The sequence below is a fragment of the Saccharopolyspora indica genome, from assembly GCF_027853965.1.
GTDB classification, from domain to species: domain Bacteria; phylum Actinomycetota; class Actinomycetes; order Mycobacteriales; family Pseudonocardiaceae; genus Saccharopolyspora; species Saccharopolyspora indica.
This window is the reverse complement of the sequence record NZ_JAQGLB010000027.1, coordinates 1-22550: the sequence shown is the minus strand read 5'-3', so window position 1 is coordinate 22550 and position 22550 is coordinate 1. Positions and strand designations below refer to the sequence as shown.

Sequence of the window (22550 nt, the reverse complement as noted above, 5' to 3'; positions counted from 1 at the left end):
GAGTACCGATGTCTCGGCAACTTCCCGGCCGCACCTGGAAGGTCGCTGCGCTCGCGGGCATGGCCTCCTACCTCGACGCCGGGGCGCTGGTCACCTCCGGCATCGTGCTCGGTGGTTCTTACGCCGAGGTCCTCGACGTGGGGGCCGTCGGTGCGCTTCTCGGGTTGCAGACGCTGATGTTCGCCCTCGGTGCGCTGTGCGGCGGTCGGCTCGGCGATCTGTTCGGTCGTCGCCGGGTGTTCACCCTGTCGCTGCTGCTCTACGCCGCGGGCATCGCACTGCTGATCGTCGCGTCGCCGCTCTGGCTGCTGCACGTCGGTGTCGTCGCCGTGGGGCTGGCGATAGGTGCCGATCTCGCCGCCTCGCTGGCGCTGATCAACGAGGAATCGCCCGACGGGCACAAGGGGAAGATGGTCATCTTCTCCAACATCCTGTGGATCGGGGGCATCGTCGCCGCGATGGGCCTCAGCGCGGTGGTCGGCTCGTGGGGTGTGCTCGGCGGGCGCATCATGTTCGCGCACCTGCTGGTGGTGGCGATCGTCGTGCTCGTGCTGCGCTTCGCGCTGGGCGAGTCCGCCGAGTGGGTCGCGGCGCGGCGCGCGGCGGACGCACCCGGTGAGGCGGGAGAGATCCGGTTCAGCCGCGTCGGCCAGCTCTTCCGCGCTCCCGTGGTGTTCTCGGTCGTCGCGCTGGGTTTGTACTACGCCACCTGGAACCTCGGCGCGTCCACGATGGGCAGCTTCGGCACCTTCCTGTGGACCAACCTCACGGGCGGCGGTGTCGCGGAGTACTCCCGGCTGAGCCTGCTCGGCCTGCCGGTCGGCTTCCTGGCCGGTCTGGTGTTCATGCGGGTGGTCGACCGGCCGGCGCGGTACGCCTGGTTCGCGGGTGGCTCCGCGTTGATCCTCGTCGCCTGGGCGCTTCCCGCGCTGTTCGGGGCGAACCGGTTCACCCTGGTCGCCGTGCTGCTGCTCTCGGGGCTCGGCAACGCCTTCTGCGGTGAGGGCATCTACAAGGTGTGGTCGCAGGAGCTGATCCCGACGCTGCTGCGCACGACGGCCGGCGGGCTCACGATCGCCTTCGCCCGCGTGGTCGCGGCCCTCGCCGCGTTCGTCACGCCCGCGATCGCACTGGCCGATCCGGCGCTGCTGTTCTGGCTGCTGTTCGCCCTCACCGCGGTCGCGAACGCGATCGGCCTGTTCTGGGTGCCGCGGCTGCCGAAGGCGCGCGAGCTGGAGGACGTGCCGGTGGTGGCCCGGCTCCGGCGTGAGCCACCACCGGCGGGACGTCAGAACCGGTAGGTGCGGGCGACCGCGACGAGGTCGCCGTCCTCGCGGGTCCCGGCCTCGAGGTCGGCCGGTCTCGGCCGGAATCCGGGCGCCGCGGCGAGACCGCGGGTCTCGTCGATCGCCGTCACCTGGACCTGGCCACCGCGCGTGCGCAAGGAGATCTCGACGCCCTCCGGCGGCAGATCGCGGAAGCGGATCTCGCCGGGCCAGGTCGCGGTCCGGGTGCCCGACACCTGGAGCGCGACGGGAGCGCCGCCGGGCATCCGCGCCGTGACCTCGGTGATCGGCTGGTCCACGCGCAGCACCACCGATCGCGCGCCGCGGGCGGAGGACACGTGCAGGTTCGCGGTGTCCCCGGTGCGGGTTCCGGTCACGAGCGGCCCGTCGACGGCGAGCGGCTGCGCCGGGCCGGTCCACAGCTCACCCCGCGCATATCCGGGCGGGAGCGCATCGGTGTTCCGGGTGCCGACGAACTGCGCGGTCCACTCGGTGGGCTCCGCCTCGGCGCTGACCCAGCTGGCGGTGCGGGTGTCGGCGTCCAGCACGTAAGCGAGGTGGGACCGGCGCGGGTGCTGCGCGTCGAACCGGTCGATGGCGAGTCCACTCAGGACGAGCGCGATCGTTGCGCCGAGCGCCGTGGACACCGCCAGGACGGCCGACCGGCGGGACAGCGCGCGGTCGGGCAACAAGGTCTCTCCCAACGGAACCAGGAAGAGTCCGAAGAGGACGATCAGCGCCGCGGTCGCCCCGCCCAGCGCCAGGCCCATGCCGTTGAAGACGGTGCGCGCCACCACGGGAACCACCACCGCGGCCACCGCGGCAGCGGCGGCGATCGCGATGGCTGACCACCTGGGGAAGAACATCGCCAGCAGGAGGCCGAGTGCCCCGGCCAGCGCGGGCACGGTGAAGACGAACGCGGCGCCGGGAGCGAGGAAAGCGCACGCGATGCCCGCGGCCGTGGGCCAGGTCAGCGCCCCGAGGGCGAGTGCGGTGGGGCCGAGCCGGGTGCGGAGCGCCAGGTACCAGGCGATCAGCGCGGTCCCGGTGAGCGCTGCGAGCGCGAGCAGGAAGGCCAGCGGCCGGTGCAGCAGGCCGTTCATCAGGTCGTAGTCGGGCCGCACCGCGACCAGCAGCGACCACAGCTCCTGCGCGAGCACGACCGCCACGGCGATCGGGACCAGCGCGGACAGCGCGCTCAGCAGCGTCCGCGGCAGCGAGATCAGGCGCCGGTACCGCGCCAGCACCACGGCGCCCACCAGCAGCAACGCGTTCAGCAGGGCCAGCGGCAGGACCACCGCGTCGGGGTAGGTGATCAGCAGGCCGAGCGCGCGGAAGTAGACCAGGTCGTGGTCCGCGCGCAGGTCCGCGAGGTCGGCGCCGCCGAAGGCGCGGGTCAGCGCGAGCATGTTCTCGCCCTGGTGCTGGAGGCTGCCGGGGTTGAGGTTGGCGATCGTGTCGCTCGCGGTGTGGTACCGCGACGAGCCTTCGAGGTAGGCCGAGTTGAGGCCGGCGAACCCGGCAGCGGCCAGGTCGGTGAAGTCGGTGCTGTTGGGCATCAACCGGTACATCTCGACCATCGAGGAGTCACCGCGCGGGTGCTCGACGGAATCGGCGAACACCTCGATCAGGCGCGCGTTGTCCTCGGTGGTCTCGAACATCAGCGACGGGCCGTCGACACCGCGCGCCTCCCAGTTCAGCACCACCCCGCCGCGAGCGGCCAGCGGGTGCTCCCGGGCGAAGGCGCCCGCCCCGAGCGAGCCGTCCTCCTCGCCGTCGGTGATCAGCAGCACGAGGTCGTTGCGCAGCGGCCCGCTCTCCCGCAGCGCCCGCACGGTCTCCAGCATCGCCGCCACCGAGGCACCGTCATCGGAAGCCCCGGGGCCGACCCCCGCCGAGTCGTAGTGGGCGGCGAGCAGGACCGCTCCCGTCGACGCGGTGCCGGGCAGCGTGGCCACCACGTTGTCGACCTGGCCGAAGGTCGCCAGCCCGGTGGCGGCGTAGGCGCCCAGCGAGCTCTGGACCTCGACCTGGAGCCCTGCCGCGCGCAGCCGCCCGACCAGGTGGTCCCGGGCCCGGTCGGCGGCCGCGCTGCCCATCGGCCGCGGTTCGGTCGCGAACCCGCGCAGCTCGGCGATGGCCCGCTCGGCGCTGAACTCCCCGGCCGGGGCGTCCCGGTCGGGCTGCTGGACGCTCGCCGCGCCGAACACCGTCACCACGAGCACTGCTAGCACGGCCAGGACCCCGGGCACCCGGAACCGCGTGCTGATCGACTTTCCGTTCACAGCGGGGAAAGCTACGGGCGCGGCGAGCGTTGCGTAATGCGGTGCGCTGCACAGTTGCCCTGCGGTTGTCCGCAGGGGCCCGGAGAGCTCAGGTGCTTCGCGGCAACCTGAGCACCGCGAGTGCGCCGGCGAGCACGCCGATCGAGACCAACGTCGTGGTCTGCTGGACGGCGCCTGCGGACAGGTCCGCTGCGAGCTGGGGCCCGGCACCGGCGAGGTAGACGCTGCCATAAGCGGCGACGCCGACGACCTGCGCGATCTGCGAGGCGGTCGTCAGCACGCCGCTGGCGTCCGCGGCGTCGGCGGGCTCGACCCGCGACACCGCGACGGTCAGCAGGGGACTGGTGAGGTAGCCCATGCCCAGGCCGCAGACCAGCTGCAGCACCGGGAGCCCGGCCCCGCCGGGGTGCGCGACGAGGCCGATGCCGAAGTACCCGGCGGCTGCGACCAGGCACGCACCGCTGATCATCGCCCGGTGCCACCGGGCAGGCACCTGCTGCCAGGTCAAGCTCCCGATCGCCACGCCGATCGCCAGCGGGGCGAAGATCAGCCCGGTGCGGGTCGCGGATTCACCGAGCCCCGACTGCAGGTGCTGGGAGAACGAGAACAGGAACCCGGCGTAGCCGCTCATCGCGCAGAAGAGGGCGATCGCACCGGGCACCAGGCCGGGCGCCCGCAGCACCCGGCCGGACACCAGAGGCGCCCCACACCGCCGCGCCACGCCGCGTTCGACCAGCACGAACACGCCGACCAGAACCGCCGATGCGGCCAGCGAACCCCACGTCCAGGCCGGCCAGCGCTGCTCGTGCCCCAACACCAGCGGAACGACCAGGCACAGCAACGCCGCGGTCAACGTCACCAGCCCCACCGGATCCACGCCCTTGACCACCGATGGCCTGCCGGAGGGCAGCACTCGCCTGCCGAGCACCACGAGCACCAGCCCGGCGGGCACGTTGATCAGGAACACCGGCCGCCAGCCCGCACCGAACAGGTCGGCGCTCACCAGCAGCCCACCGGCGACCTGACCGACCACCACGCCCAGGCCGATCACCGCCGCGTACAGGCTCAGCGCCCGCGCCCGGCGGGCACCCGCGAAGCGGAGCTGGATCATGCTGTAGATCTGCGGCATCAGCAGCGCCGCGCCGATGCCCTGCACGACGCGGGCGCCGATCAGCGCACCAGCGCCCGGCGCGAGGCCGCAGGCCAGCGACGCGACCGTGAAGACGATCAGCCCGCACAGGAACACGGACCGGAAGCCGAATCGGGCCCCGAGCCGAGCTCCGGTGATCAGCAACGCGGCATAGGCGATCGTGTAGCCCGAAACGATCCACTGCAAGGCCGATCCGCTGGTGCCCAGATCCGCGCGGATCGCCGGGGTCGCGACGTTGACGATCGTCGAGTCCAGCAGTGCCATGAACACCGCGCCGAGCAGGACGAGGAGCGTCCTGCCGTCTGCGGTCCCGGTGTTGCGCGAAACCACTCGGTCGCGCGTCGACTCACTCATGGCGCCGATGATTCGGCCGACCGGATTCGAGTACCAGGCCATCGTCGATCCTGGTACCCGCACCACCTGGTTGCCCGCTGCGAAGATCTCGCATGATGGTGGCGTGACCACCACCGGCCCCGGCGCACCACGGCGAACCGAGCTCGCGGCCTTCCTGCGGGCCCGCCGGGAAGCAATCATCCCGGAAGAGGTCGGGCTGCGGGCGGGGCCCCGGCGGCGCACTCCCGGACTGCGCCGCGAGGAGGTCGCGGAGCTCGCCGGGGTCGGCGTGGTCTGGTACACGTGGCTCGAACAGGGCCGCCGGATCAGCCCGAGCACCCAGGTGCTCGATGCGATCGCCCGGACGTTGCGCCTGGACCCGACCGAGCACGAGCACCTGTACCGGCTGGTGGGCATGCCCAGCCCGCCGCCGAACGCCCCGGTGGCGCCCGCGCAGGAGCACCAGGTGATCCTGGACGCGCTGAACCCGCTGCCGGCGGTGCTGGTGACAGCGCGCTACGACGTCCTGGCGTTCAACGACGCTTATGCGGCGCTTGATCCGGCGATCGCGTTGCTGCCCGCAGCCGAGCGGAACGTGCTGTGGCACCTGTTCACCACCGAAGAGCACCTGCTGCCGCTGGTCGACTGGGACGGTGAAGTGCCGTTCATGGTGGCCCAGCTGCGGGCGGAGTTCGGCAAGCGCCTCGGCGATCCGCACTGGACCGGGTTCATCCGGCGGCTCACGGAGGCCAGCGCGCGGTTCGCGGAGCTGTGGGCCAGGTACGAAGTCGCCGCCCCGGTCGTCCGCAACAAGTCGTTCCGGTCGGTCGACGGTGCGGAGGTCGAGATCACCTCGACCGCGTTCGCGGTGGCCGCCGCCCCGGACACCAGGATGTGGGTCTACACGCCCGTCACCCCGGAGTCGGCCCGGGTCGTGGGACGGCTGATCGACCGGTACCGGGAGGCCGGGCCTGCCGAGCTGCTGGCCACCCGGAAGCGCCGCTGAACGGTGCGGTCCCACGCGCTCGCTGGTCAGGTCGCGCCGAGTTGCGATCCGACTGCGTCCCCCCACGCTGAAACGACGAGGTGTCGAGCGTGAAGGAGCCGCGGATGAGCAGCGAGACCAGCGTCGGCAGCGTCGGGTGGACCACCACTCCGGCCGTGCGCGAGCACCTCGGACGGCCGGAGCTGGACGGCTTGCAGCTCTGGTGGCAGGCCGCCAACTACCTCTCCGCCGGGCAGATCTACCTGATGGACAACCCGCTGCTGCGGGAGCCGCTGCGACCGGAGCACGTCAAGCCCCGGTTGCTCGGGCACTGGGGGACCACGCCGGGCCTGAACTTCGTCTACGCGCACCTCAACCGGGCGATCCGGGCGCGCGAGCTGAACATGATGTACGTCATCGGGCCGGGTCACGGCGGCCCCGGCCTGGTCGCGGCGGCGTGGCTGGAGGGCACCTACAGCGAGGTCTACCCGGATGTCGCGCAGGACTGCGACGGGCTGCGGCGGCTGGTCACCCAGTTCTCCTTCCCGGGCGGCATCCCCAGCCACGTCGCGCCGGAGACGCCGGGGTCGATCCACGAGGGCGGCGAGCTGGGCTACTCGCTGTCGCACGCGCACGGCGCGGCCTTCGACAACCCGGACCTGATCGTGGCGTGCGTGGTCGGCGACGGCGAGGCCGAGACCGGCCCGCTGGCCACCAGCTGGCACGCCAACAAGTTCCTGGACCCGGCCACCGACGGCGCGGTGCTGCCGATCCTGCACCTCAACGGCTACAAGATCGCCAACCCGGCGGTGCTGGCGCGCATCCCCGACGACGAGCTGCTGAGCCTGCTGCGCGGCTACGGCTACGAGCCCTACCTGGTCTCCGGCGCGGTGCCGGAGGCGATGCACCACCTGTTCGCCGCGACGCTGGACCGGTGCCTGGACGAGATCAGCTCGATCCACCGCCGGGCCCGCCGCGACGGATGGACGCAGCGCCCGCGGTGGCCGATGATCGTGCTGCGCACCCCCAAGGGCTGGACCGGTCCGTCCACGGTGGACGGCAAGCGGGTGGAGGGCTCGTGGCGCTCGCACCAGGTGCCGATCAGCGATCCGCGCGGCAACCCGGAACACCTGCGCCAGCTGGAGGCCTGGCTGCGCAGCTACGACCCCGCCGCGCTGTTCGACGACGACGGTGCCCCGGTGCAGCGCATCAAGGACCACAACCCGACCGGTCTCCGGCGGATGAGCGCCAATCCGCACGCCAACGGCGGGCTCCTGCTGCGGGCGCTGCGGCTGCCGGACTTCCGGGACTACGCGGTGCCGGTCGACGAGCCCGGGGCGAGCACCGGTGAGGCCACCAGGGTGCTCGGCGAGTTCCTGCGCGATGTGATGCGCCGCAACGCCGACGCGCGCAACTTCCGGGTGTTCGCGCCGGACGAGAACAACTCCAACCGCCTCAACGCGATCCTCGACGCCACCTCCCGCACCTGGGTCGCCGACACCGAACCGGACGACGACGCGCTGGCCCCCGACGGGCGGGTGATGGAGATCCTCTCCGAGCACACCTGCCAGGGCTGGCTGGAGGGCTACGTGCTGACCGGCAGGCACGGCTTCTTCTCCTGCTACGAGGCGTTCGCGCACATCGTGGACTCGATGGTCAACCAGCACGCCAAGTGGCTCAAGGTCGCCGCCGGGCTGGCCTGGCGGCCGCCGATCGCCTCGCTGAACTACCTGCTCACCTCGCACGTGTGGCGGCAGGACCACAACGGCTTCTCGCACCAGGACCCGGGTTTCATCGACCACGTGGTGAACAAGAAGGCCGAGGTGGTGCGGGTCTACCTGCCGCCGGACGCCAACACCCTGCTGTCGGTGGCCGACCACTGCCTGCGCAGCCGCGACTACATCAACGTCGTGGTGGCGGGCAAGCAGCCCGCGCCGCAGTACCTGGACGTGGACGCGGCGGTGGTGCACTGCACGCGCGGCATCGGCATCTGGGACTGGGCCAGCAACGACCGGGGCGGCGACCCGGACGTGGTGCTGGGCTGCGCGGGCGACGTGCCGACGATGGAGGTGCTGGCCGCCGTGGACCTGCTCCGCGACCACTTCCCGGACCTGCGGATGCGGGTGGTCAACGTGGTCGACCTGATGCGGTTGCAGGACGAGCGCGAGCACCCGCACGGCCTGTCCGACGCCGAGTTCGACAGCCTGTTCACCCGCGACCGGCCGGTCATCTTCAACTACCACGGCTACCCGTGGTTGATCCACCGGCTGACCTACCGCCGCCGCAACCACGGCAACATCCACGTGCGCGGCTACAAGGAGGAGGGCACCACGACCACGCCGTTCGACATGTGCGTGCTCAACCAGATCGACCGGTTCAACCTGGCCATCGACGTGATCGACCGGGTGCCGCGGCTGGGTCCGAGCGCGGCGTACGCGCGGGAGGCGTTGCAGGCCAAGCTGATCGAGCACCGCCACTACGTCTCGACGCACGGCGAGGACATGCCGGAGATCCGGGACTGGACGTGGCGGGCGCGATGAGGGTGCTGACGGTCAACGCCGGTTCCAGCAGCCTGAAACTCGTGCTGCTGGACGGTGATTCGGTGGTCGCCCACGAGCACCTGGAGCGGTGGGACGGGGAATCCGAGCCGATCCGCCGGTTCCTGGACGAGCACGGTGCCGACGCCATCGGCCACCGCGTGGTGCACGGCGGTACCCGGATCGTGGCGGCGACCGTGGCCGACGACGAGGTGGTGGACTACCTCGCGTCGCTGACCGAACTCGCGCCGCTGCACCAGCCCCGCGCGCTGGGCGGGCTGCGCGCGGCCCGGTCGATCGACCCGGACACGCCGTCGGTGGTGTGCGTGGACACCGCCTTCCACGCCGGGCTCCCGGCGGCGGCGTCGACCTACGCGCTGCCGCGGGAGTGGAACCGCAAGTGGTCGTTGCGCCGCTACGGCTTCCACGGGCTCTCGCACTCCTACGCGGTGGTGCGCGGCGCCGATCTGGTGGGCCTGCCGCCGCGCCAGGGCAGGGTGCTGAGCTGCCACCTCGGTGCGGGCGCGTCGATGGCCGCGGTGCGCGACGGCCGCTGCGCGGACACCACGATGGGCTTCACGCCGGAGGAGGGGCTGGTGATGAACACCCGCAGCGGCACCGTGGATCCTGGCCTGATCGGGTACCTGATCAACGTGAAAGGCGTTGCGGCGCACGAGCTGTTCGACGTCCTGGCGAAGCGGTCGGGCCTCGCGGGGCTGTCCGGCACGTCCGGTGACCTGCGCGATGTGCTGACCGCGCGGTCCGAAGGGGACGGAGATGCCGCGGTGGCCTTCGACGTCTACCGGCGCAGCCTGGTGCGCTACGCGGGAGCGATGGTCGCCGTGCTCGGCGGCCTGGACCTGCTGGTGTTCACCGGCGGGATCGGCGAGCACCAGCCACCGGTGCGAGCAGCGGTCGGCGAAGCGCTGTCGTTCGCAGGCGTGGCACTGGACCCGCAGCGCAACGAGGCGGCATCGGGTGACGCCGACATCACCGCGGTCGGAGCGCCCGTGCGCACAGCTGTCGTCGAAGCCCGCGAGGACTTGGAAATAGCCCGGCAGACCCGCGCCGCGGTCGAAGGGTGAGCGGCGCGGGTTTCGTGGTTCGGCGGTGGGTGTCAGGCCTCGGCCGTACCCTTCTCGATCATGGGCATGCGCGGCTGGAAGGCCGATCTGGGAAGGGCGGAAGCGCCTGCTGCGCAGGAGCGGGAGGTCCTGGAGCAACGGCTGGCAGCGCGCGGGGTGCGGCTGATCGAGCCGGGGACCGAGCGACCTGACGTGGTGCTCGCAGGCGAAGTGGTCTTCTCCGTGCGGATCGACGGATTGGACGACCAGCACCGGGGCATCCCGATCTGGCCGGAAGCCGAGCTGCACGAGTTCCTGCTGACCGACGAGCCCGGCGGCGGTGCGGTCTTCACCGACCACGACGAGCTCGCCGCCGGATCCGCGGCGAAGGTGCTGGACCTGCTGCGCGCAGCGGACTGGACGGCGTTCGCCCCGCAGCGGGATCTGCCGCTGCTGCGCGAAACCCTGACCGCGCTGGAGAACTCCGGCGGGATCACCGAGGTGCACCGGTTCGCCACGGAGCAGCTCGTCGCCCGTGGTGCGCGACTGCGCCACCAGTACGCGCACCCCCTTTTCGAGGAGGGCGGCCAGGTCGAGAGCTTCGGGCTCAGCCCGTGCGGTCGCTACCTGGCGACCGGGCGGTGGGGCGATGACGCGGGAGCCGGGATCCTGCAGATCTGGGAGCTGGCCACCGGGCGAGCGGTCAACGAGATCGCCGTCGACGGCGGCATCGGGTGGCGGAGCCAGCGAGACCTGGTGCAGTGGTCGGCCGACGGCAGCCGCCTCGCGCTCGGCTTCTGCACCAACCTGGTCGGTGTCTGGGATCCGTTCGGGCAGAGCGCCAACCCCCACGGCTACGCCGACGTGACCGACGGCGGTAGCGAAGGCGCGATCTTCGCGCTGTCACCCGACGGGAGACGCGCGTTCATCAGCATGCGCACCGCGGGCGCCGAAGTGATGGGCTGCATCGCCGCGCTGGACCGCGGTCAGGTCGTCTACGCCGACCAGTTCCAGCTGGTCAGGGGGCAACGACCTGAGCTGCTCCGCGAACCGATCCCGGCGGAGCTCAAGCACCGGCTCGGTGCCTCGAATCCCGGCCGCGACGGCGAACCCGACGAGTACGAGTGGTCCTTCGGCCGGGTGCGGTGGTCGCGCGACGGTTCCCGGCTCGCGGGCCACCGCGGTTCGACGGCCTGCGCCGTGGACCTGCCGGGCGGGCGGATGCGCTGGCTGGTGCGGACCGATGCCTCGATGCCGCTCGCGTGGAGCCCGGACGACCGGTTCGTCGCCGCTGTGGGAAAGGGGGAACTGGTCGTCCTGGACGCCGAAACCGGTGACCAGGTGGGCGAATCCGTCGAGCAGGACTCGGGCATGCCGCACTGGGGAGTGCGCGACGGCGCAGCCCGGTTGGCGATCGTGCTGGAGGACGGCGGCGGTGTCGACGTCCACGACGAGGACGGCAGGCGCTTCCACCTCGACATCGACACGACGGAGCAGCTCGGCGAGCACTTCGGCGAGCAGCACCCCTGGGCGTGGGAACCGGCGGGCGAGCACGGTGCCTGCCTGACCGGCGATGACCGGATCGAAGTGTGGTCGCTGGGCGAGGAGCCCGCGCTGGTGCGGTCGCTGCACGTGCCGGAGGGCACGACGGCGGTGCTCTGGGGCGCTGGCGGCGTGCTGGTCGTGCTCGGCGAGAACACGTTGCGCTTCGTGCGAGCCCTGAGCGGTCAGGTGCTCGGTGACATGACCTTCGACCGGGAACCGGACGAGGACTCGCGCCCGGTGGAGGAGGGCGAATTCCTCGGCGACTGGTTCCAGGAGGACTCGTTCCCGCTGGACGATTCGACGTGGTGCACCATCGCCCGTCCGGCGGTCGGACCGGCGGCACGTCTGGTGATCGCCCCGGAGGGGCGGCGCGACGACCTCGACGCGGTGCTGTCCTGGACCGTGGACCGGCGCTTCGCGTGGCCCGCGCGGTGGGGCGAGCTCGATCTCGTCCCGGGCCTCGAAGCCGCAGAGGAGGCGCTGGAGGGCTGATCAGCCGCGGGCGGCCGAGTTCCAGAGGACGCACTCGTCGCAGTAGCCGCCGCCTGCTCGCCACCACTGGCAGCAGGTGGTCCGGCGGGGCCACGGGTCGCGGTCGGGGGCGATGTCCAGGAGGTGTTCGCGGTCGGTCGCGGCGCGCAGTTCGCGGGCGGTGGCGATCGCGTCGCCGGGCAGGCCCGCGCGTTGCAGGCGCCAGAGGACGGTGCCCACCGAGCCGACCGGGTTTCCCCAGTACTCGTGGCTCTCCGGTGGCGGGCCGCCCAGGGCGTGCAGGGCCTCGGTCAGCGGTTCGAAGGCCTCGGACAGGTCCTGCCACCACTGCTGCGCGGTGACGACCTGCGACGTCGACGGCCGGAGCGCGGACAGGCGGCCTTCCGCGGTGATCGCGACGCGCAGGTCGCGCAGCGACGGCACCGGCGCGCCGAGGTGGAGCTCCGGGACCGTGGCGCACGCCGCCAGCCAGCCGAACCGGAACGCCACCAGCACCAGCCCCGCGCGGCGGTGCTGGAAGCCGCCGCGTTCCTGCCACTCCTCGACGCAGCGCGGCAGCCACGGGCTTTCCGGGTCGCAGAACTCCGCCCACGGCACCGCGGGCAGGCCGGAAACCGGAACGGTGCCCGGCCTGGGCAGCAACCTGTCGCACTCCCGCACGCGTCCGGCCAGCACGGCCGGAGAGCACTCGAGCATGTTCGCGATGCCTCCTCGCTCGTCGGCCGACAGCCTACAACCGATCCGAATGGCCACTGTGGACGATTGAGCGGGTGAGGTGCGCTGAGGCGGCCTACGCTGGAGCGGTGCCTTCGGCGGTGAACCTGGTGAAGCGCTTGCTGCTCGGTCGGCCGTTGCGCAGCGACCGGGTGGCGGAGACGCTGCTGCCGAAGCGGCTCGCACTGCCCATCTTCGCCAGCGACCCGCTCTCCTCGGTCACCTACGCCACTCAGGAGATCCTGCTGATGCTCTCGATCGGCGGGCTCGCGCTGCTGCACCTGGCGCCGTGGGTGGCGCTGGCCGTGGTGGTGCTGCTCGCGGTCGTGGTCGCCTCCTACCGGCAGGTGGTGCACGCCTACCCCAGCGGTGGCGGCTCGTACGAGGTGGTGGTGCGCAACCTCGGCCGCGATCCCAGCCTGGTGGTGGCCGCCGCGCTGATGGTCGACTACGTGATGACGGTGGCCGTGTCGGTCGCCGCCGGGGTGGAGAACATCGTCTCCGCGCTGCCGCAGCTCTACCCGCACCGGGTGGCGGTGGGCGTGGGCGTGGTCGTGCTGCTGATGGCGATGAACCTGCGCGGCGCGCGCGAGTCGGGGCGGGCTTTCGCGGTGCCCACCTACCTGTTCGTCGCCGCTCTCGGACTGACCATCGTGGTCGGGCTGACCCAGTTCGCCGCGGGTCACCCGCCGGTCGCGGAGAGCGCCGGGTGGGGCATCAGGCCCGAGCAGGTGGACATCACCGGCATCGCCTTCGTGTTCCTGCTGCTGCGGGCGTTCTCCTCCGGCTGCACGGCGCTCACCGGGGTGGAGGCCATCTCCAACGGGGTACCCGCTTTCCAGCGGCCGAAGGCGGTCAACGCGGGCCGGACCCTGGTGATCATGGGCGTGCTGGCGATCTTCCTGTTCAGCGGGGTGACCGCGCTGTCGGTGATCGCCCAGGTCCGGGTTGCGGCGAACCCGTGCGACCTGATCGGGTTCCCGACCGACTGCCGCAGCACCGGTCAGCGCACCGTCATCGCGCAGCTGGCGGGAGCGGTGTTCGGCCTGGACAGCCCGCTGTTCTTCGTCGTGCAGGTCGCCGCGGCGCTGATCCTGCTGCTGGCCGCCAACACCGCGTTCAACGGCTTCCCGACGCTGGCCTCGCTGCTGGCCCAGCGCCGCTACCTGCCGCGCCAGCTGCACACCCGCGGTGACCGGCTGGCGCACTCCAACGGCATCGTCCTGCTCGGGCTGGTCGCCATCGCGCTGATCGCGGCGTTCGAGGGTTCGGCGACAGCGCTGATCCAGCTCTACATCCTCGGCGTGTTCACCTCGTTCACGCTGAGCCAGATCGGCATGGTGCGGCACTGGAACCACGAGCTGGCCAGCGCCCGCGGTGCGCAGCGCAGGCGCATCCACGCCCACCGGCTGATCAACGCCGTCGGCGCGGTGCTCACCGCGACCGTGCTGGTGGTGGTGCTGGCCACCAAGTTCACCCACGGCGCCTACCTGGTGGTGATCGCGATCCCGCTGCTCTACGGGATGATGCGCGGCATCCACCGGCACTACCGCGAGGTGCGCCGGGAACTGGAACCGGAGCGCGGCGACATCGCGCTGCCGAGCCGGGTGCACGCGGTGGTGCTGGTGTCCACGCTGCACAAGCCGACGCTGCGCGCGCTGGCGTTCGCCCGCGCGAACCGGCCGGACACGCTGACCGCGCTCACCGCGAACGTCGACGAGGGCGACACCGAGGTGCTGCGCCGGGAGTGGGAGCGGCACGGGATCGAGGTGCCGCTGAAGGTGGTGGAGTCGCCGTACCGGGAGATCACCCGGCCGGTCATCGACCACATCAAGCGCATCCGCCGCGCCGGGCCCCGCGACCTGGTGTGCGTCTACGTCCCGGAGTACGTGGTCGGGCGCTGGTGGGAGAACCTGCTGCACAACCAGAGCTCGCTGCGCCTGGTCTGGCGCCTGCGCTTCGAACCGGGCGTGCTGGTGGTCAGCGTCCCGTGGCAGCTGGCCTCCAGCCACCACCGGCGGATCGACAGGGCCGACCACGCCCCCGGCCGAACCCGGCGCGGCATCGGTTAGACCGGCACCTGCTGGAGGGTGCTCAGCAGGCGGTAGGAGGCGAGCCGGTCGGCCGGGTCGTGGGCGGTGGTGGTGACCAGGACTTCGTCCGCGCCGGTGCGCGCCGCCAGTTCTTCCAGGCCGGTGGCGACCTCGTCCGGGGTGCCGAACAGGTGGCCGCGCAGGGCGCGGTCGAACTGGGCGCGCTGCCGGTCGGACATCGACTTCGCGAGGATCTCCTCCGGCGCCTCCAGCGGTGGGAACTCGCCGTGGGTGCGGGAGTAGGCGGTCGCCCACGCCTCGGGGACGAGCAGGCGCCGGGCCTGCTCGGTGCTCTCGGCGACCGCGATGGAGCGGGCGAGCACCACGTACGGCTCGGCGGCCCGCGTCGAGGGGCGGAAGTTCGCCCGGTACTCCTCGATGGTGCGGATCATCCGGTCGTCGCCGTGGGCGGCCGCGATCACCAGCGGCAGCCCGAACTCCGCCGCGGTGGCCGCACCGGCACCGGTGGCCAGCAGGAGCACCGGCAGGTCCAGCCCTTCGGCGGGGACCGCGTGCACGCCGGAGGCCGATCGGCCGTCGAGGTAGCCCAGCAGCTCCGCGAGCTGCTCGCCGAACCGGTCGGCTGCTTCCTTGCCGCGTCCCAGCGCGCGCCGGATGCCGTCGGTGAAACCGACCGAGCGGCCCAGCCCGACGTCGATGCGGTCCGGGAACAGCGAGCCGAGCACGCCGAACTGCTCGGCGACCACGAGCGGCTGGTGGTTGGGCAGCATGACGCCGCCGGTGCCGACCCTGATCCGGCTGGTCGCGGCGGCGACGGCGGCTGCGAGCACGGTGGGCGCGGCCCCGGCGACGCCGGGCACGCTGTGGTGCTCGGCCACCCAGAACCGGTGGTAGCCGAGGTCCTCGACCTGCTGGGCGAAGCGAACGGTGTCCCGCAGCGCCTGCTGCGGGCTCAGCCCCAGTCCGACGTGCGAGCGGTCGAGCACGGAAAGTCTCACACCGGGCTCAACGCCGACGGCCCCGCAAGATTCCCGGTGTGACGGATCAGCCGATGCCCAGCCGGCCGGAGATGTCGCGCAGGCACTCCTCGAAGACGGGTTCCAGGTCGGTGTAGGCGAAGTCCAGCTGGTGCAGGACTTCCATGCACAGCAGGCCGTACAGGCGAACCCAGCAGGACAGGAAGACGTGCGCGGCCTCGGGCGGCAGGGCGCCGCCGATGGATTCGGAGTAGGCGGCCAGCTGCCCGCGCAGCGACGGCGCCAGCTCGGCGGGCCCGGGCACCGGGAACGGCCGGGTCCGCCACAGCTCGGCGGTCAGGTCCAGCAGGACCTGCTCGAAGCGCTGCCCCGCCTGGTTGCGCGGTGAACCGGGCCACTGGTGGGCCGGGGTGATCGGGCTGGCGAAGATCCAGCCGAACTCGGCCGGGTGGGCGGTGGCCCAGCCGCGCATCGCCCGGCAGGCCGCCAGCAACCGGTCGCCGACCGGCGCGGTGGCGATGGCGTCCCTGGCCCGCTCCATGGTGGTGGCCAGCTCGCGGAAGAAGTCCGCGGTCACCGCGCCGACCAGCTCGTCGTGGCTCGAGTAGTAGTGGTAGAGCGCCGGACCGCTCATCCCCACCCGCCGCGCGACGGCGTTGATGGTCACCGCCGCCGGTCCGCCTTCCACCAGGAGTGCGCGCGCCGCCCCGTGGATCTCCTCCAGCGCGGCCTGGCGCAGCCGCTCCCGCCTGCTCGTGCCCGCGGCCATCGATGCCCCTTCCCGTTGCCCGTTGACATCTTAGATCAACTATGTTTGCTTAATGGCTCTAAGTAAACCTAGAAGGGGTAAGAAAGTGGCGAAACGCTGGTGGTGGGTCCCGCTCGTCGTGCTGGCCGTGTGGTGGCGGTCGTCCAGGGCCGCGCACCTGCGCCGCGATCAGGAGGTGGCCGGACGATGAAGGTGGCAATCGTGGGTGGCGGCATCGGCGGACTGGCCGCGGCCGTCGCCTTCCACCAGCGCGGGTGGCAGGTCGAGGTCCTCGAACGCGCGCCGGAGTTCACCGAGATCGGTGCGGGGCTGTCGATCCAGCCCAACGGCCTCCGCGCGCTGCAGGAACTCGGCCTCGGCGATCGCGTGCGCTCCGCCGGGCCGGCGGACCCGCTGGCAGGCATCCGCCGCGCGAACGGGAACTGGTTGATCCGCAACGACGTCGACGACCTCAAGCGGCGCTTCGGCCAGTGGGCGACGGTGCACCGCGCGGACCTGATCGACCTGCTGCTCTCGGCCCTCCCGGCGCACGCGCTGCGCCCCGGCACCGAGGTGAGCCAGGTGCGGCCCGACGGCACGGTCGGGCACGGCGGCACCACCACCGCGGATCTGGTGGTGGGCGCTGACGGCGTGCACAGCGCGACGCGGCGCTCCCTCTGGCCGGACACCCCGGGCCCGCGCTACGTCGGATACACCACCTGGCGACTCATCGCTCCGCCCCACCCCGTCGCCGAGAGCGCGGAAACCTGGGGCAGCGGCGAACGATTCGGCTGCGTGCCGATGCCCGACGGTCGCGTCTACTGCTACCTGATGGCCAACGCCCCGACCGGCACCCGCATCGGCCTGGACGAGCTGCGCGAGCGCTTCGCCGGCTGGCACGACCCCATCCCGGCCCTGCTGGACTCGGCGCACGAGGTGTCGCAGCACGACACCTACGAGCTGCCGGAACTGCGCACCTTCGTCACCGGGAACGTCGCACTGCTCGGCGACGCCGCGCACGCCATGACACCGAACCTCGGCCAGGGAGCCTGCCAGGCGCTCGAAGACGCCGTCACGCTCGCCGCCGCCGTCGACGAGCTCGGCGTGCGCGCGGGACTGGCGGAGTACGACCGCACCCGCAGGCCGCGCACCCAGCTGATCGCTCGCCGATCCCGCCAGGTCGCCGCCCCGGCGCACTGGACATCACCACCGCTGACCGCACTGCGCAACGCAGCGCTGCCCCACGTGCCCAGCACCTTCCTCGAACGCTCGATCACACCCGCCTACACCTGGACGCCCTGACGCTCACGGCGAGTTGGGGATCAGGATCCAGAGCACCACGTAGCACAAGACCTGCGGGCCGGGCAGCACGCAGGAGACGACGAAGGCCAGCCGGACCAGCCCGACGCTCCAGCCGAACCGGTTGGCGATCGCGCTGCACACCCCGGCGATCACGCGCTGGTCTCGAGGCCGTTCCAAACCACTCATGCCCACAGCCTGCGAGCGTCCCGGACCTCGCGCACCTCGGGCAGCCGTGGCACGTTGAGGCCGTGGAGTTCGAGCAGATCGCCCGCGACCTGTGCACCGCCGACCCCGCGGGATTCATCCCCGCCCGCGACCGGGAAGCGGCGGCGGCCAAGCAGCGCGGCGACGACGACCTCGCCGCCGCGCTCAAGAAGCTGCGCAAACCCACCACGGCGGCGTGGGCGGTGAACCTGCTGGCCGCCCACGACCCGGCGGCGCTGCGCACCCTGCTGGACCTGGGGGAGCGGCTGCGCTCGGCCCAGCGCGAATTGCGCGGCGACGACATCCGCGGCCTCGCCGGAGAGCGCACCAAGACCCTGCGCGACCTCACCGACCGCGCCGCCGCCCTGGCGGCCGAACACGGCCACGCGCTGACCGAAACCGCACGCCAACAAGTCGAGCTGACCCTCACCGCCGCGCTCTCCGATCCCGCCGCAGGCCGCGAAGTGCAAGCGGCGACCCTGGCGAAACCCCTGGAATACAGCGGATTCGGCCTCGACGAACTCGCCGTCGCCGCCATGCGCCGCACCGCGCAGCGAACCTCGCGCCAGGCGGAACCCCTCGCGGAACTCCGCGAAGAGCTGCGGCGCAGCGACGCGCAGCTGGGCGAAGCCGCGGACGCGCTGGAAACCGCCGAGCGCGCGCAGCGCGAGGCCGAAGACCGGTGCGAGGAGCTGCGCGACGAGATCGACGAGCTGCGCGAGCAGCTCGCGCAGCGGCGCGACGCGCTGGAGCACGCGGAGGGCGAGCAGCGCGAGCTCCGACGCAGTGCGAAAGCCGCCCGGCAGCGCCGGGAGCGCGCGCAGCGCGACCGCGACGCGGCAGCGGAGCGGCTGCGGAGCGCGGAGGAGCGCTGAGCCATCCGCGGAGCGGATGGCGGGCATGCGCGGAGGGGGCTTTACCGGCGTGTGACGGCCGCTTATGGTCGAGCGCCGGATCCGCGTCGGGTACGCGCCGCGCGGTCGGTTCCACGGCCCTACTGGGACACCGTCGTCCGGGGAGACCGCATGAGGCCACCGCAGAGCATCCGGCGGATGCGCGTGCTGCTCCTCGTCCTGCTGCTGCTCATCGGCATCATCAACTACGTCGACCGCAGCACGCTGGCCATCGCCAACCACAGCGTTCAGGACGAGTTCGGCATCGGGCCGACCGAGATGGGGCTGCTGCTGTCGGTGTTCTCCTGGGCCTACGCCTTCGCGCAGCTGCCCGCCGGAGGGCTGCTCGACCGGTTCGGGCCGCGGAAGGTGCTCGGCGGCGGGTTGCTGCTGTGGTCGGTCGCGCAGGCGTTCTGCGGTGTCGCCGCCAACTTCAAGCAGATGCTGTTCGGGCGGCTGTTCCTCGGCGTGGGCGAGGCACCGGCATTCCCCGGCGGGGCCAAGGTCGTCGCCGACTGGTTCCCGCGCGAGTCCCGCGGGTTGCCGATCGGGCTGTTCAACACCGCGTCCACGCTGGCACCGGCCATCGCACCGCCGCTGCTGACCTGGCTGATGCTCAGCTACGGGTGGCGCACGATGTTCGTGGTGGCCGGGGTCGCGGGCATCGTGCTCGCGCTGATCTGGTTCGCCGTCTACCGGGACCGCGGGCAGCTGTCCGCCGAACCCGGGCCGGTGCCGGAACCGGTGTCGCTGCGCGAATGGCTGGGCCTGCTGCGCCACCGCAGCACCTGGGGCATGATGATCGGCTTCTCCGGGGTCATCTACTCCGTCTACCTCTACCTGACCTGGCTGCCCGCCTACCTGTCGGGCGAGCGCGGCCTGAGCGTGGCCGACACCGGCATCGCGCTCGTCGTGCCTTACCTCGCAGGAACCCTCGGCATGCTCTCCGGCGGCGGTGTCGGTGATCTGCTGGTGCGGCGCGGGGTTTCGACGATGACCGCGCGCAAGGTGCCGATCTGCGCCGGGCTGCTGCTCGGCGGGCTGTGCACCATCCCGGTCGCGCTCACCCCGAGCACCGCGCTCGCGCTGGTGTGCATCTCCGCGTCGCAGTTCTTCATGAACAACGCCAGCGCTGGTGCCTGGTCGCTGGCCACCACCGTCGGCGCCGAGCGGATCACCGCCTCGCTGGGCAGCCTGCAGAACTTCGGCGGCTACTTCGGCGGTGCGTTCGCGCCGCTGATCACCGGGATCATCGTGGACCGGACGGGATCGTTCGTGATCGCGCTGCTGGCGGCCAGCGGGATCGCCATCGCCGCCGCGCTCAGCTACGCGTTCCTGGTCGGCAGGCCCGTCGGCATGGAGCCGTGACAAGCCCACAGCAGAGCAACGGAGGGTGCAGATGGCCGAGGCGAACCCGACCGATCCGGCGAAGGCCTTCCCGGACAAGCACATCCCGCGCCCGCAGGTGCGCGACCTGCCGGAACCACCGGCCCGGCAGTGGCGGCTGATCGGTCCTGGCATCGTCGCCGCCGGGGTGGGGCTGGCCAGCGGCGAGTTCATCCTGTTCCCCTACATCACCTCGCAGGTCGGGCTGACCTTCGTGTGGGCCGCGCTGCTCGGCCTGCTCACGCAGTACTTCCTGAACATGGAGATCGAGCGCTACACGCTGGCCACCGGGGAAACCGCGGTCACCGGGTTCAGCAGGCTGTGGAAGCACTGGGGCCTGGTGTTCGCGGTGCTGGCCTACTTCGCGAACCTGTGGCCCGCCTGGGCGACCAGCTCGGCGACGCTGTTCACCTACGCCTTCGGCGGCGACGTCGCGGTGGTGTCGGTGGTGATCCTCGTCGTGGTGGCGCTGATCCTCACCCTGGCACCCGCGGTCTACACCGCGCTGGAACGGGCGCAGATGGTCAAGGTGGCGGCGATCCTGCTGCTCATCGTGATCGGCTCGCTGTTCGTCCTCGGCGCCCGCACCTGGAGCGCGCTGCCCACGATCGTCTCGGAAGCGCGGTTCCCGGCCGCAGAGCTGGGCTTCGCGGTGCTGATGGGCGCGCTGGCCTTCGCCGGGGCGGGCGGCGGCCAGAACCTGGTGCAGAGCAACTGGATCCGGGACAAGGGCTTCGGCATGGGCCGCTACGTGCCGAAGATCGTCTCGCCGCTGACCGGCGAGACCGAGGCGCGCGGGCAGGCCGGGTTCATCTTCCCGGCGACCGAGGAGAACCTGGACCGCTGGCGGGTGTGGTGGCGCTTCGCCAACAAGGAGCAGGCGCTGACCTTCGTGGCCATCACGTTCCTGTCCATCGTGTTCATGTCGCTGCTGGCCCACGCGACCGTCTTCGGCTCCGGAGAGGTGTCCAACGACGTGTCGTTCCTGCGCGTCGAGGGCGAGGCGATGATGGCCGCGGCCGGTGGTTGGTTCGGCTACTTCTTCTGGATCGTGGGCGCGTTCTCGCTGTTCGCCGCGGCGCTGGGCATCGTCGACTACACCAGCCGGCTGGCCGCCGACGTGCTGAAGACGACCTACTTCCCGAAGGCCTCGGAGAGCGCGATCTACGCCGCGCTGGTGTGGGGCCTGGTGGCGATCGGCATCGTCGTCGTCCTCGCCGGGCTCGGCCAGCCGCTGCTGCTGGCGACGATCTCGGCCTGCACGGGCGGGGTGATGATGTTCATCTACTCGGGCCTGCTGATCGCGATCAACCGCAGGATGCTGCCCGCCCCGATCCGCGTCCGCGGCTACCGGCTGGCGGCGCTGATCTGGTCGATCCTGCTGTTCGGCGTGCTCGCGGTGCTGACGGTGCTCCAGCAGCTGGACAAGGTGTTCGGCTGACCGCGATCATCGGTGCGATGGGCGTGGGGTGGTCGCGGTGAAGGCGGCGGAGGCGTACCGCTTCCGCCTGGACTGGTTCGTCAGCTTCGTGTCGGTGGTGGAGCACGGCGGTTTCTCCGCAGCCGCGCAGGCCCTGTACCGCTCGCAGTCGAGGATCAGCACCCACGTCGCGGAGCTGGAACGAGCGCTGGACGTGCGGCTGTTCGACCGCACCTGCACGCCGGTGGAGCTGACCGCCGAAGGCCGCGAGCTGCTGCCCCACGCCCGAGGCATGCTGCAGCACCTGCAAGCGGCCAGCGACAACGCGGCGCGAGCCGCGCGGCGAGTGCACGGCAAGGCCCGGCTCGGCGCATGCCCCAGCGCGGCGGCGCACCTGTTCCCGTTCCTGTTCGAGCAGAGCGCGCGGCGCTACCCGGGAGTGGAGCTGGTGCTGCAGGAGGGCACCGCGCTGGAACTGGAGGCGGCGCTGCTGTCCGGAGAAGTCGACCTCGCGGTCCGGCCAGTGCTGCCCGTTCCGTCCAGCGACGCGCTGACCTGCCGGCCGCTGTGGCAGGAGCCGCTGGTAGCGGTGCTCCCGCGAGGAGAATCACCGGCCGGTCCGCTGCGCCTGGCGGACCTGGCCGCCCGACCGCTGATCGCGGTGGGGGAGAGCGCTCGCGGTAACGTCGCTGCGGCGCTGGCCTTCGAGCGAGCGGGCCTGACGCCCGACGTCGTCTTCCGCACCGACCAGCCCCAAACCCTGATCGCCCTGGTGCGCGCCGGGACAGCGGTAGCCGTGACGAACGCCCTGGCCGTGCTGACGGCCAACACCGACGGAGTGCGGCTAGTTCCGGTCGCGGACGAACCTCGTGCTCACGAAGTGGCTCTGTGGTGGCGCACCGATCGGACGCCGAGCGGACCTGTTGAGGCTCTTCGCTCTCTTCTGGTCGATGCGCCGTTGCCGGATCTGGGCTTGGGTTAGGGGGTTTGGTGGGTTCTGGGGTTGTGGTTGGTTTTTGGTTCTGCTGTTGAGTTTTCGAGGTGCGTACTACTGATGTTGTTTCGTCGTGTGTGGGGTCATCCCCGTGGTTTGTGGGATTGTGGGGGCTGTGGTCCGGATGTCAAGCCCGGCCTGGCGGCCGCCCCTTCGGGGTTTCAGGCTTGACATCCGGACC

At 71.8% G+C, this 22550-nt stretch carries 17 protein-coding genes; 11 read left to right on the top strand and 6 right to left on the bottom strand.

What is annotated here, in order from left to right; translation table 11 throughout:
* Positions 1-8 precede the first annotated feature (8 nt).
* Positions 9-1301, top strand: a complete 1293-nt coding sequence (locus tag OU416_RS35880; protein WP_270931534.1) for an MFS transporter — start codon at positions 9-11, stop codon at positions 1299-1301.
* On the opposite strand, the gene OU416_RS35875 is transcribed toward OU416_RS35880, so the two are convergent.
* Complete coding sequence (locus OU416_RS35875) at positions 1289-3571, bottom strand: M20/M25/M40 family metallo-hydrolase (RefSeq protein WP_270931533.1); 2283 nt, start codon at positions 3569-3571, stop codon at positions 1289-1291. The genes OU416_RS35880 and OU416_RS35875 overlap by 13 nt on opposite strands.
* A gap of 88 nt (positions 3572-3659) precedes the next feature.
* A complete protein-coding gene (locus OU416_RS35870) occupies positions 3660-5075 on the bottom strand; it encodes an MFS transporter (RefSeq protein WP_270931532.1) in 1416 nt (471 codons plus the stop codon).
* Between the two features lie 7 nt (positions 5076-5082).
* Between OU416_RS35870 and OU416_RS35865 the strand changes: the two genes are divergently transcribed.
* The 4 genes from OU416_RS35865 (at position 5083) to OU416_RS35850 (ending at position 11677) form a co-directional block, all read left to right on the top strand.
* Complete coding sequence (locus tag OU416_RS35865) at positions 5083-6060, top strand: helix-turn-helix transcriptional regulator (RefSeq protein ID WP_270931531.1); 978 nt, start codon at positions 5083-5085, stop codon at positions 6058-6060.
* A 104-nt stretch (positions 6061-6164) separates the two neighbouring features.
* Positions 6165-8579, top strand: coding sequence for a phosphoketolase family protein (locus tag OU416_RS35860; protein WP_270931530.1), 2415 nt, complete (start codon positions 6165-6167; stop codon positions 8577-8579).
* Positions 8576-9661: an acetate/propionate family kinase gene (locus OU416_RS35855; RefSeq protein WP_270931529.1), complete on the top strand. Its 1086-nt coding sequence runs from the start codon at positions 8576-8578 to the stop codon at positions 9659-9661. Before OU416_RS35860 ends, OU416_RS35855 begins: the two co-directional genes overlap by 4 nt.
* Positions 9662-9721: 60 nt before the next feature.
* Positions 9722-11677, top strand: a complete 1956-nt coding sequence (locus OU416_RS35850; RefSeq protein ID WP_270931528.1) for a WD40 repeat domain-containing protein — start codon at positions 9722-9724, stop codon at positions 11675-11677.
* Here the strand turns inward: OU416_RS35850 and OU416_RS35845 are convergent, their stop codons facing one another.
* Positions 11678-12373: a hypothetical protein gene (locus tag OU416_RS35845; RefSeq protein WP_270931527.1), complete on the bottom strand. Its 696-nt coding sequence runs from the start codon at positions 12371-12373 to the stop codon at positions 11678-11680.
* Between the two features lie 107 nt (positions 12374-12480).
* On the opposite strand from OU416_RS35845, the gene OU416_RS35840 reads away from it, so the two are divergent.
* Complete coding sequence (locus OU416_RS35840) at positions 12481-14463, top strand: APC family permease (RefSeq protein ID WP_270931526.1); 1983 nt, start codon at positions 12481-12483, stop codon at positions 14461-14463.
* Here the strand turns inward: OU416_RS35840 and OU416_RS35835 are convergent.
* Both OU416_RS35835 and OU416_RS35830 read right to left on the bottom strand, forming a co-directional pair.
* A complete protein-coding gene (locus tag OU416_RS35835) occupies positions 14460-15443 on the bottom strand; it encodes an MsnO8 family LLM class oxidoreductase (RefSeq protein ID WP_270931525.1) in 984 nt (327 codons plus the stop codon). The two genes, OU416_RS35840 and OU416_RS35835, sit on opposite strands and share 4 nt — an antisense overlap.
* A gap of 46 nt (positions 15444-15489) precedes the next feature.
* The gene (locus tag OU416_RS35830; RefSeq protein ID WP_270931524.1) at positions 15490-16191 is read right to left on the bottom strand and encodes a TetR/AcrR family transcriptional regulator; all 702 of its coding nucleotides are present in this window, start codon (positions 16189-16191) and stop codon (positions 15490-15492) included.
* Between the two features lie 186 nt (positions 16192-16377).
* Here OU416_RS35830 and OU416_RS35825 point away from each other — a divergent pair, with 186 nt between their 5' ends.
* Positions 16378-17472 (top strand): FAD-dependent monooxygenase, encoded by a 1095-nt coding sequence (locus OU416_RS35825; protein ID WP_270931523.1) that lies wholly within the window; start codon positions 16378-16380, stop codon positions 17470-17472.
* A 3-nt stretch (positions 17473-17475) separates the two neighbouring features.
* On the opposite strand, the gene OU416_RS35820 is transcribed toward OU416_RS35825, so the two are convergent.
* On the bottom strand, positions 17476-17658 hold the full coding sequence (locus OU416_RS35820) for a PspC domain-containing protein (protein WP_270931522.1): 183 nt from the start codon (positions 17656-17658) through the stop codon (positions 17476-17478).
* A gap of 62 nt (positions 17659-17720) precedes the next feature.
* On the opposite strand from OU416_RS35820, the gene OU416_RS35815 reads away from it, so the two are divergent.
* The 4 genes from OU416_RS35815 (at position 17721) to OU416_RS35800 (ending at position 22357) form a co-directional block, all read left to right on the top strand.
* Positions 17721-18551: a coiled-coil domain-containing protein gene (locus tag OU416_RS35815; RefSeq protein ID WP_270931521.1), complete on the top strand. Its 831-nt coding sequence runs from the start codon at positions 17721-17723 to the stop codon at positions 18549-18551.
* 150 nt (positions 18552-18701) lie between these two features.
* A complete protein-coding gene (locus tag OU416_RS35810) occupies positions 18702-19937 on the top strand; it encodes an MFS transporter (protein WP_270931520.1) in 1236 nt (411 codons plus the stop codon).
* Between the two features lie 31 nt (positions 19938-19968).
* Positions 19969-21396, top strand: a complete 1428-nt coding sequence (locus OU416_RS35805; protein WP_270931519.1) for an Nramp family divalent metal transporter — start codon at positions 19969-19971, stop codon at positions 21394-21396.
* Positions 21397-21433: 37 nt separating this feature from the next.
* The gene (locus OU416_RS35800) at positions 21434-22357 is read left to right on the top strand and encodes a LysR family transcriptional regulator (protein ID WP_270931518.1); all 924 of its coding nucleotides are present in this window, start codon (positions 21434-21436) and stop codon (positions 22355-22357) included.
* Positions 22358-22550 lie beyond the last annotated feature (193 nt).

What these genes read in the sequence shown, in the direction of transcription:
- OU416_RS35825 (WP_270931523.1), top strand. Translation starts at nt 16,378, where the DNA reads ATGAAGGTGGCAATCGTGGGTGGCGGCATCGGCGGACTGGCCGCGGCC.
- OU416_RS35865 (WP_270931531.1), top strand. Translation starts at nt 5,083, where the DNA reads ATGATTCGGCCGACCGGATTCGAGTACCAGGCCATCGTCGATCCTGGT.
- OU416_RS35880 (WP_270931534.1), top strand. Translation starts at nt 9, where the DNA reads ATGTCTCGGCAACTTCCCGGCCGCACCTGGAAGGTCGCTGCGCTCGCG.
- OU416_RS35810 (WP_270931520.1), top strand. Translation starts at nt 18,702, where the DNA reads ATGAGGCCACCGCAGAGCATCCGGCGGATGCGCGTGCTGCTCCTCGTC.
- OU416_RS35855 (WP_270931529.1), top strand. Translation starts at nt 8,576, where the DNA reads ATGAGGGTGCTGACGGTCAACGCCGGTTCCAGCAGCCTGAAACTCGTG.
- OU416_RS35860 (WP_270931530.1), top strand. Translation starts at nt 6,165, where the DNA reads ATGAGCAGCGAGACCAGCGTCGGCAGCGTCGGGTGGACCACCACTCCG.
- OU416_RS35805 (WP_270931519.1), top strand. Translation starts at nt 19,969, where the DNA reads ATGGCCGAGGCGAACCCGACCGATCCGGCGAAGGCCTTCCCGGACAAG.
- OU416_RS35820 (WP_270931522.1), bottom strand. Translation starts at nt 17,658, where the DNA reads ATGAGTGGTTTGGAACGGCCTCGAGACCAGCGCGTGATCGCCGGGGTG.
- OU416_RS35845 (WP_270931527.1), bottom strand. Translation starts at nt 12,373, where the DNA reads ATGCTCGAGTGCTCTCCGGCCGTGCTGGCCGGACGCGTGCGGGAGTGC.
- OU416_RS35830 (WP_270931524.1), bottom strand. Translation starts at nt 16,191, where the DNA reads ATGGCCGCGGGCACGAGCAGGCGGGAGCGGCTGCGCCAGGCCGCGCTG.
- OU416_RS35850 (WP_270931528.1), top strand. Translation starts at nt 9,722, where the DNA reads ATGGGCATGCGCGGCTGGAAGGCCGATCTGGGAAGGGCGGAAGCGCCT.
- OU416_RS35870 (WP_270931532.1), bottom strand. Translation starts at nt 5,075, where the DNA reads ATGAGTGAGTCGACGCGCGACCGAGTGGTTTCGCGCAACACCGGGACC.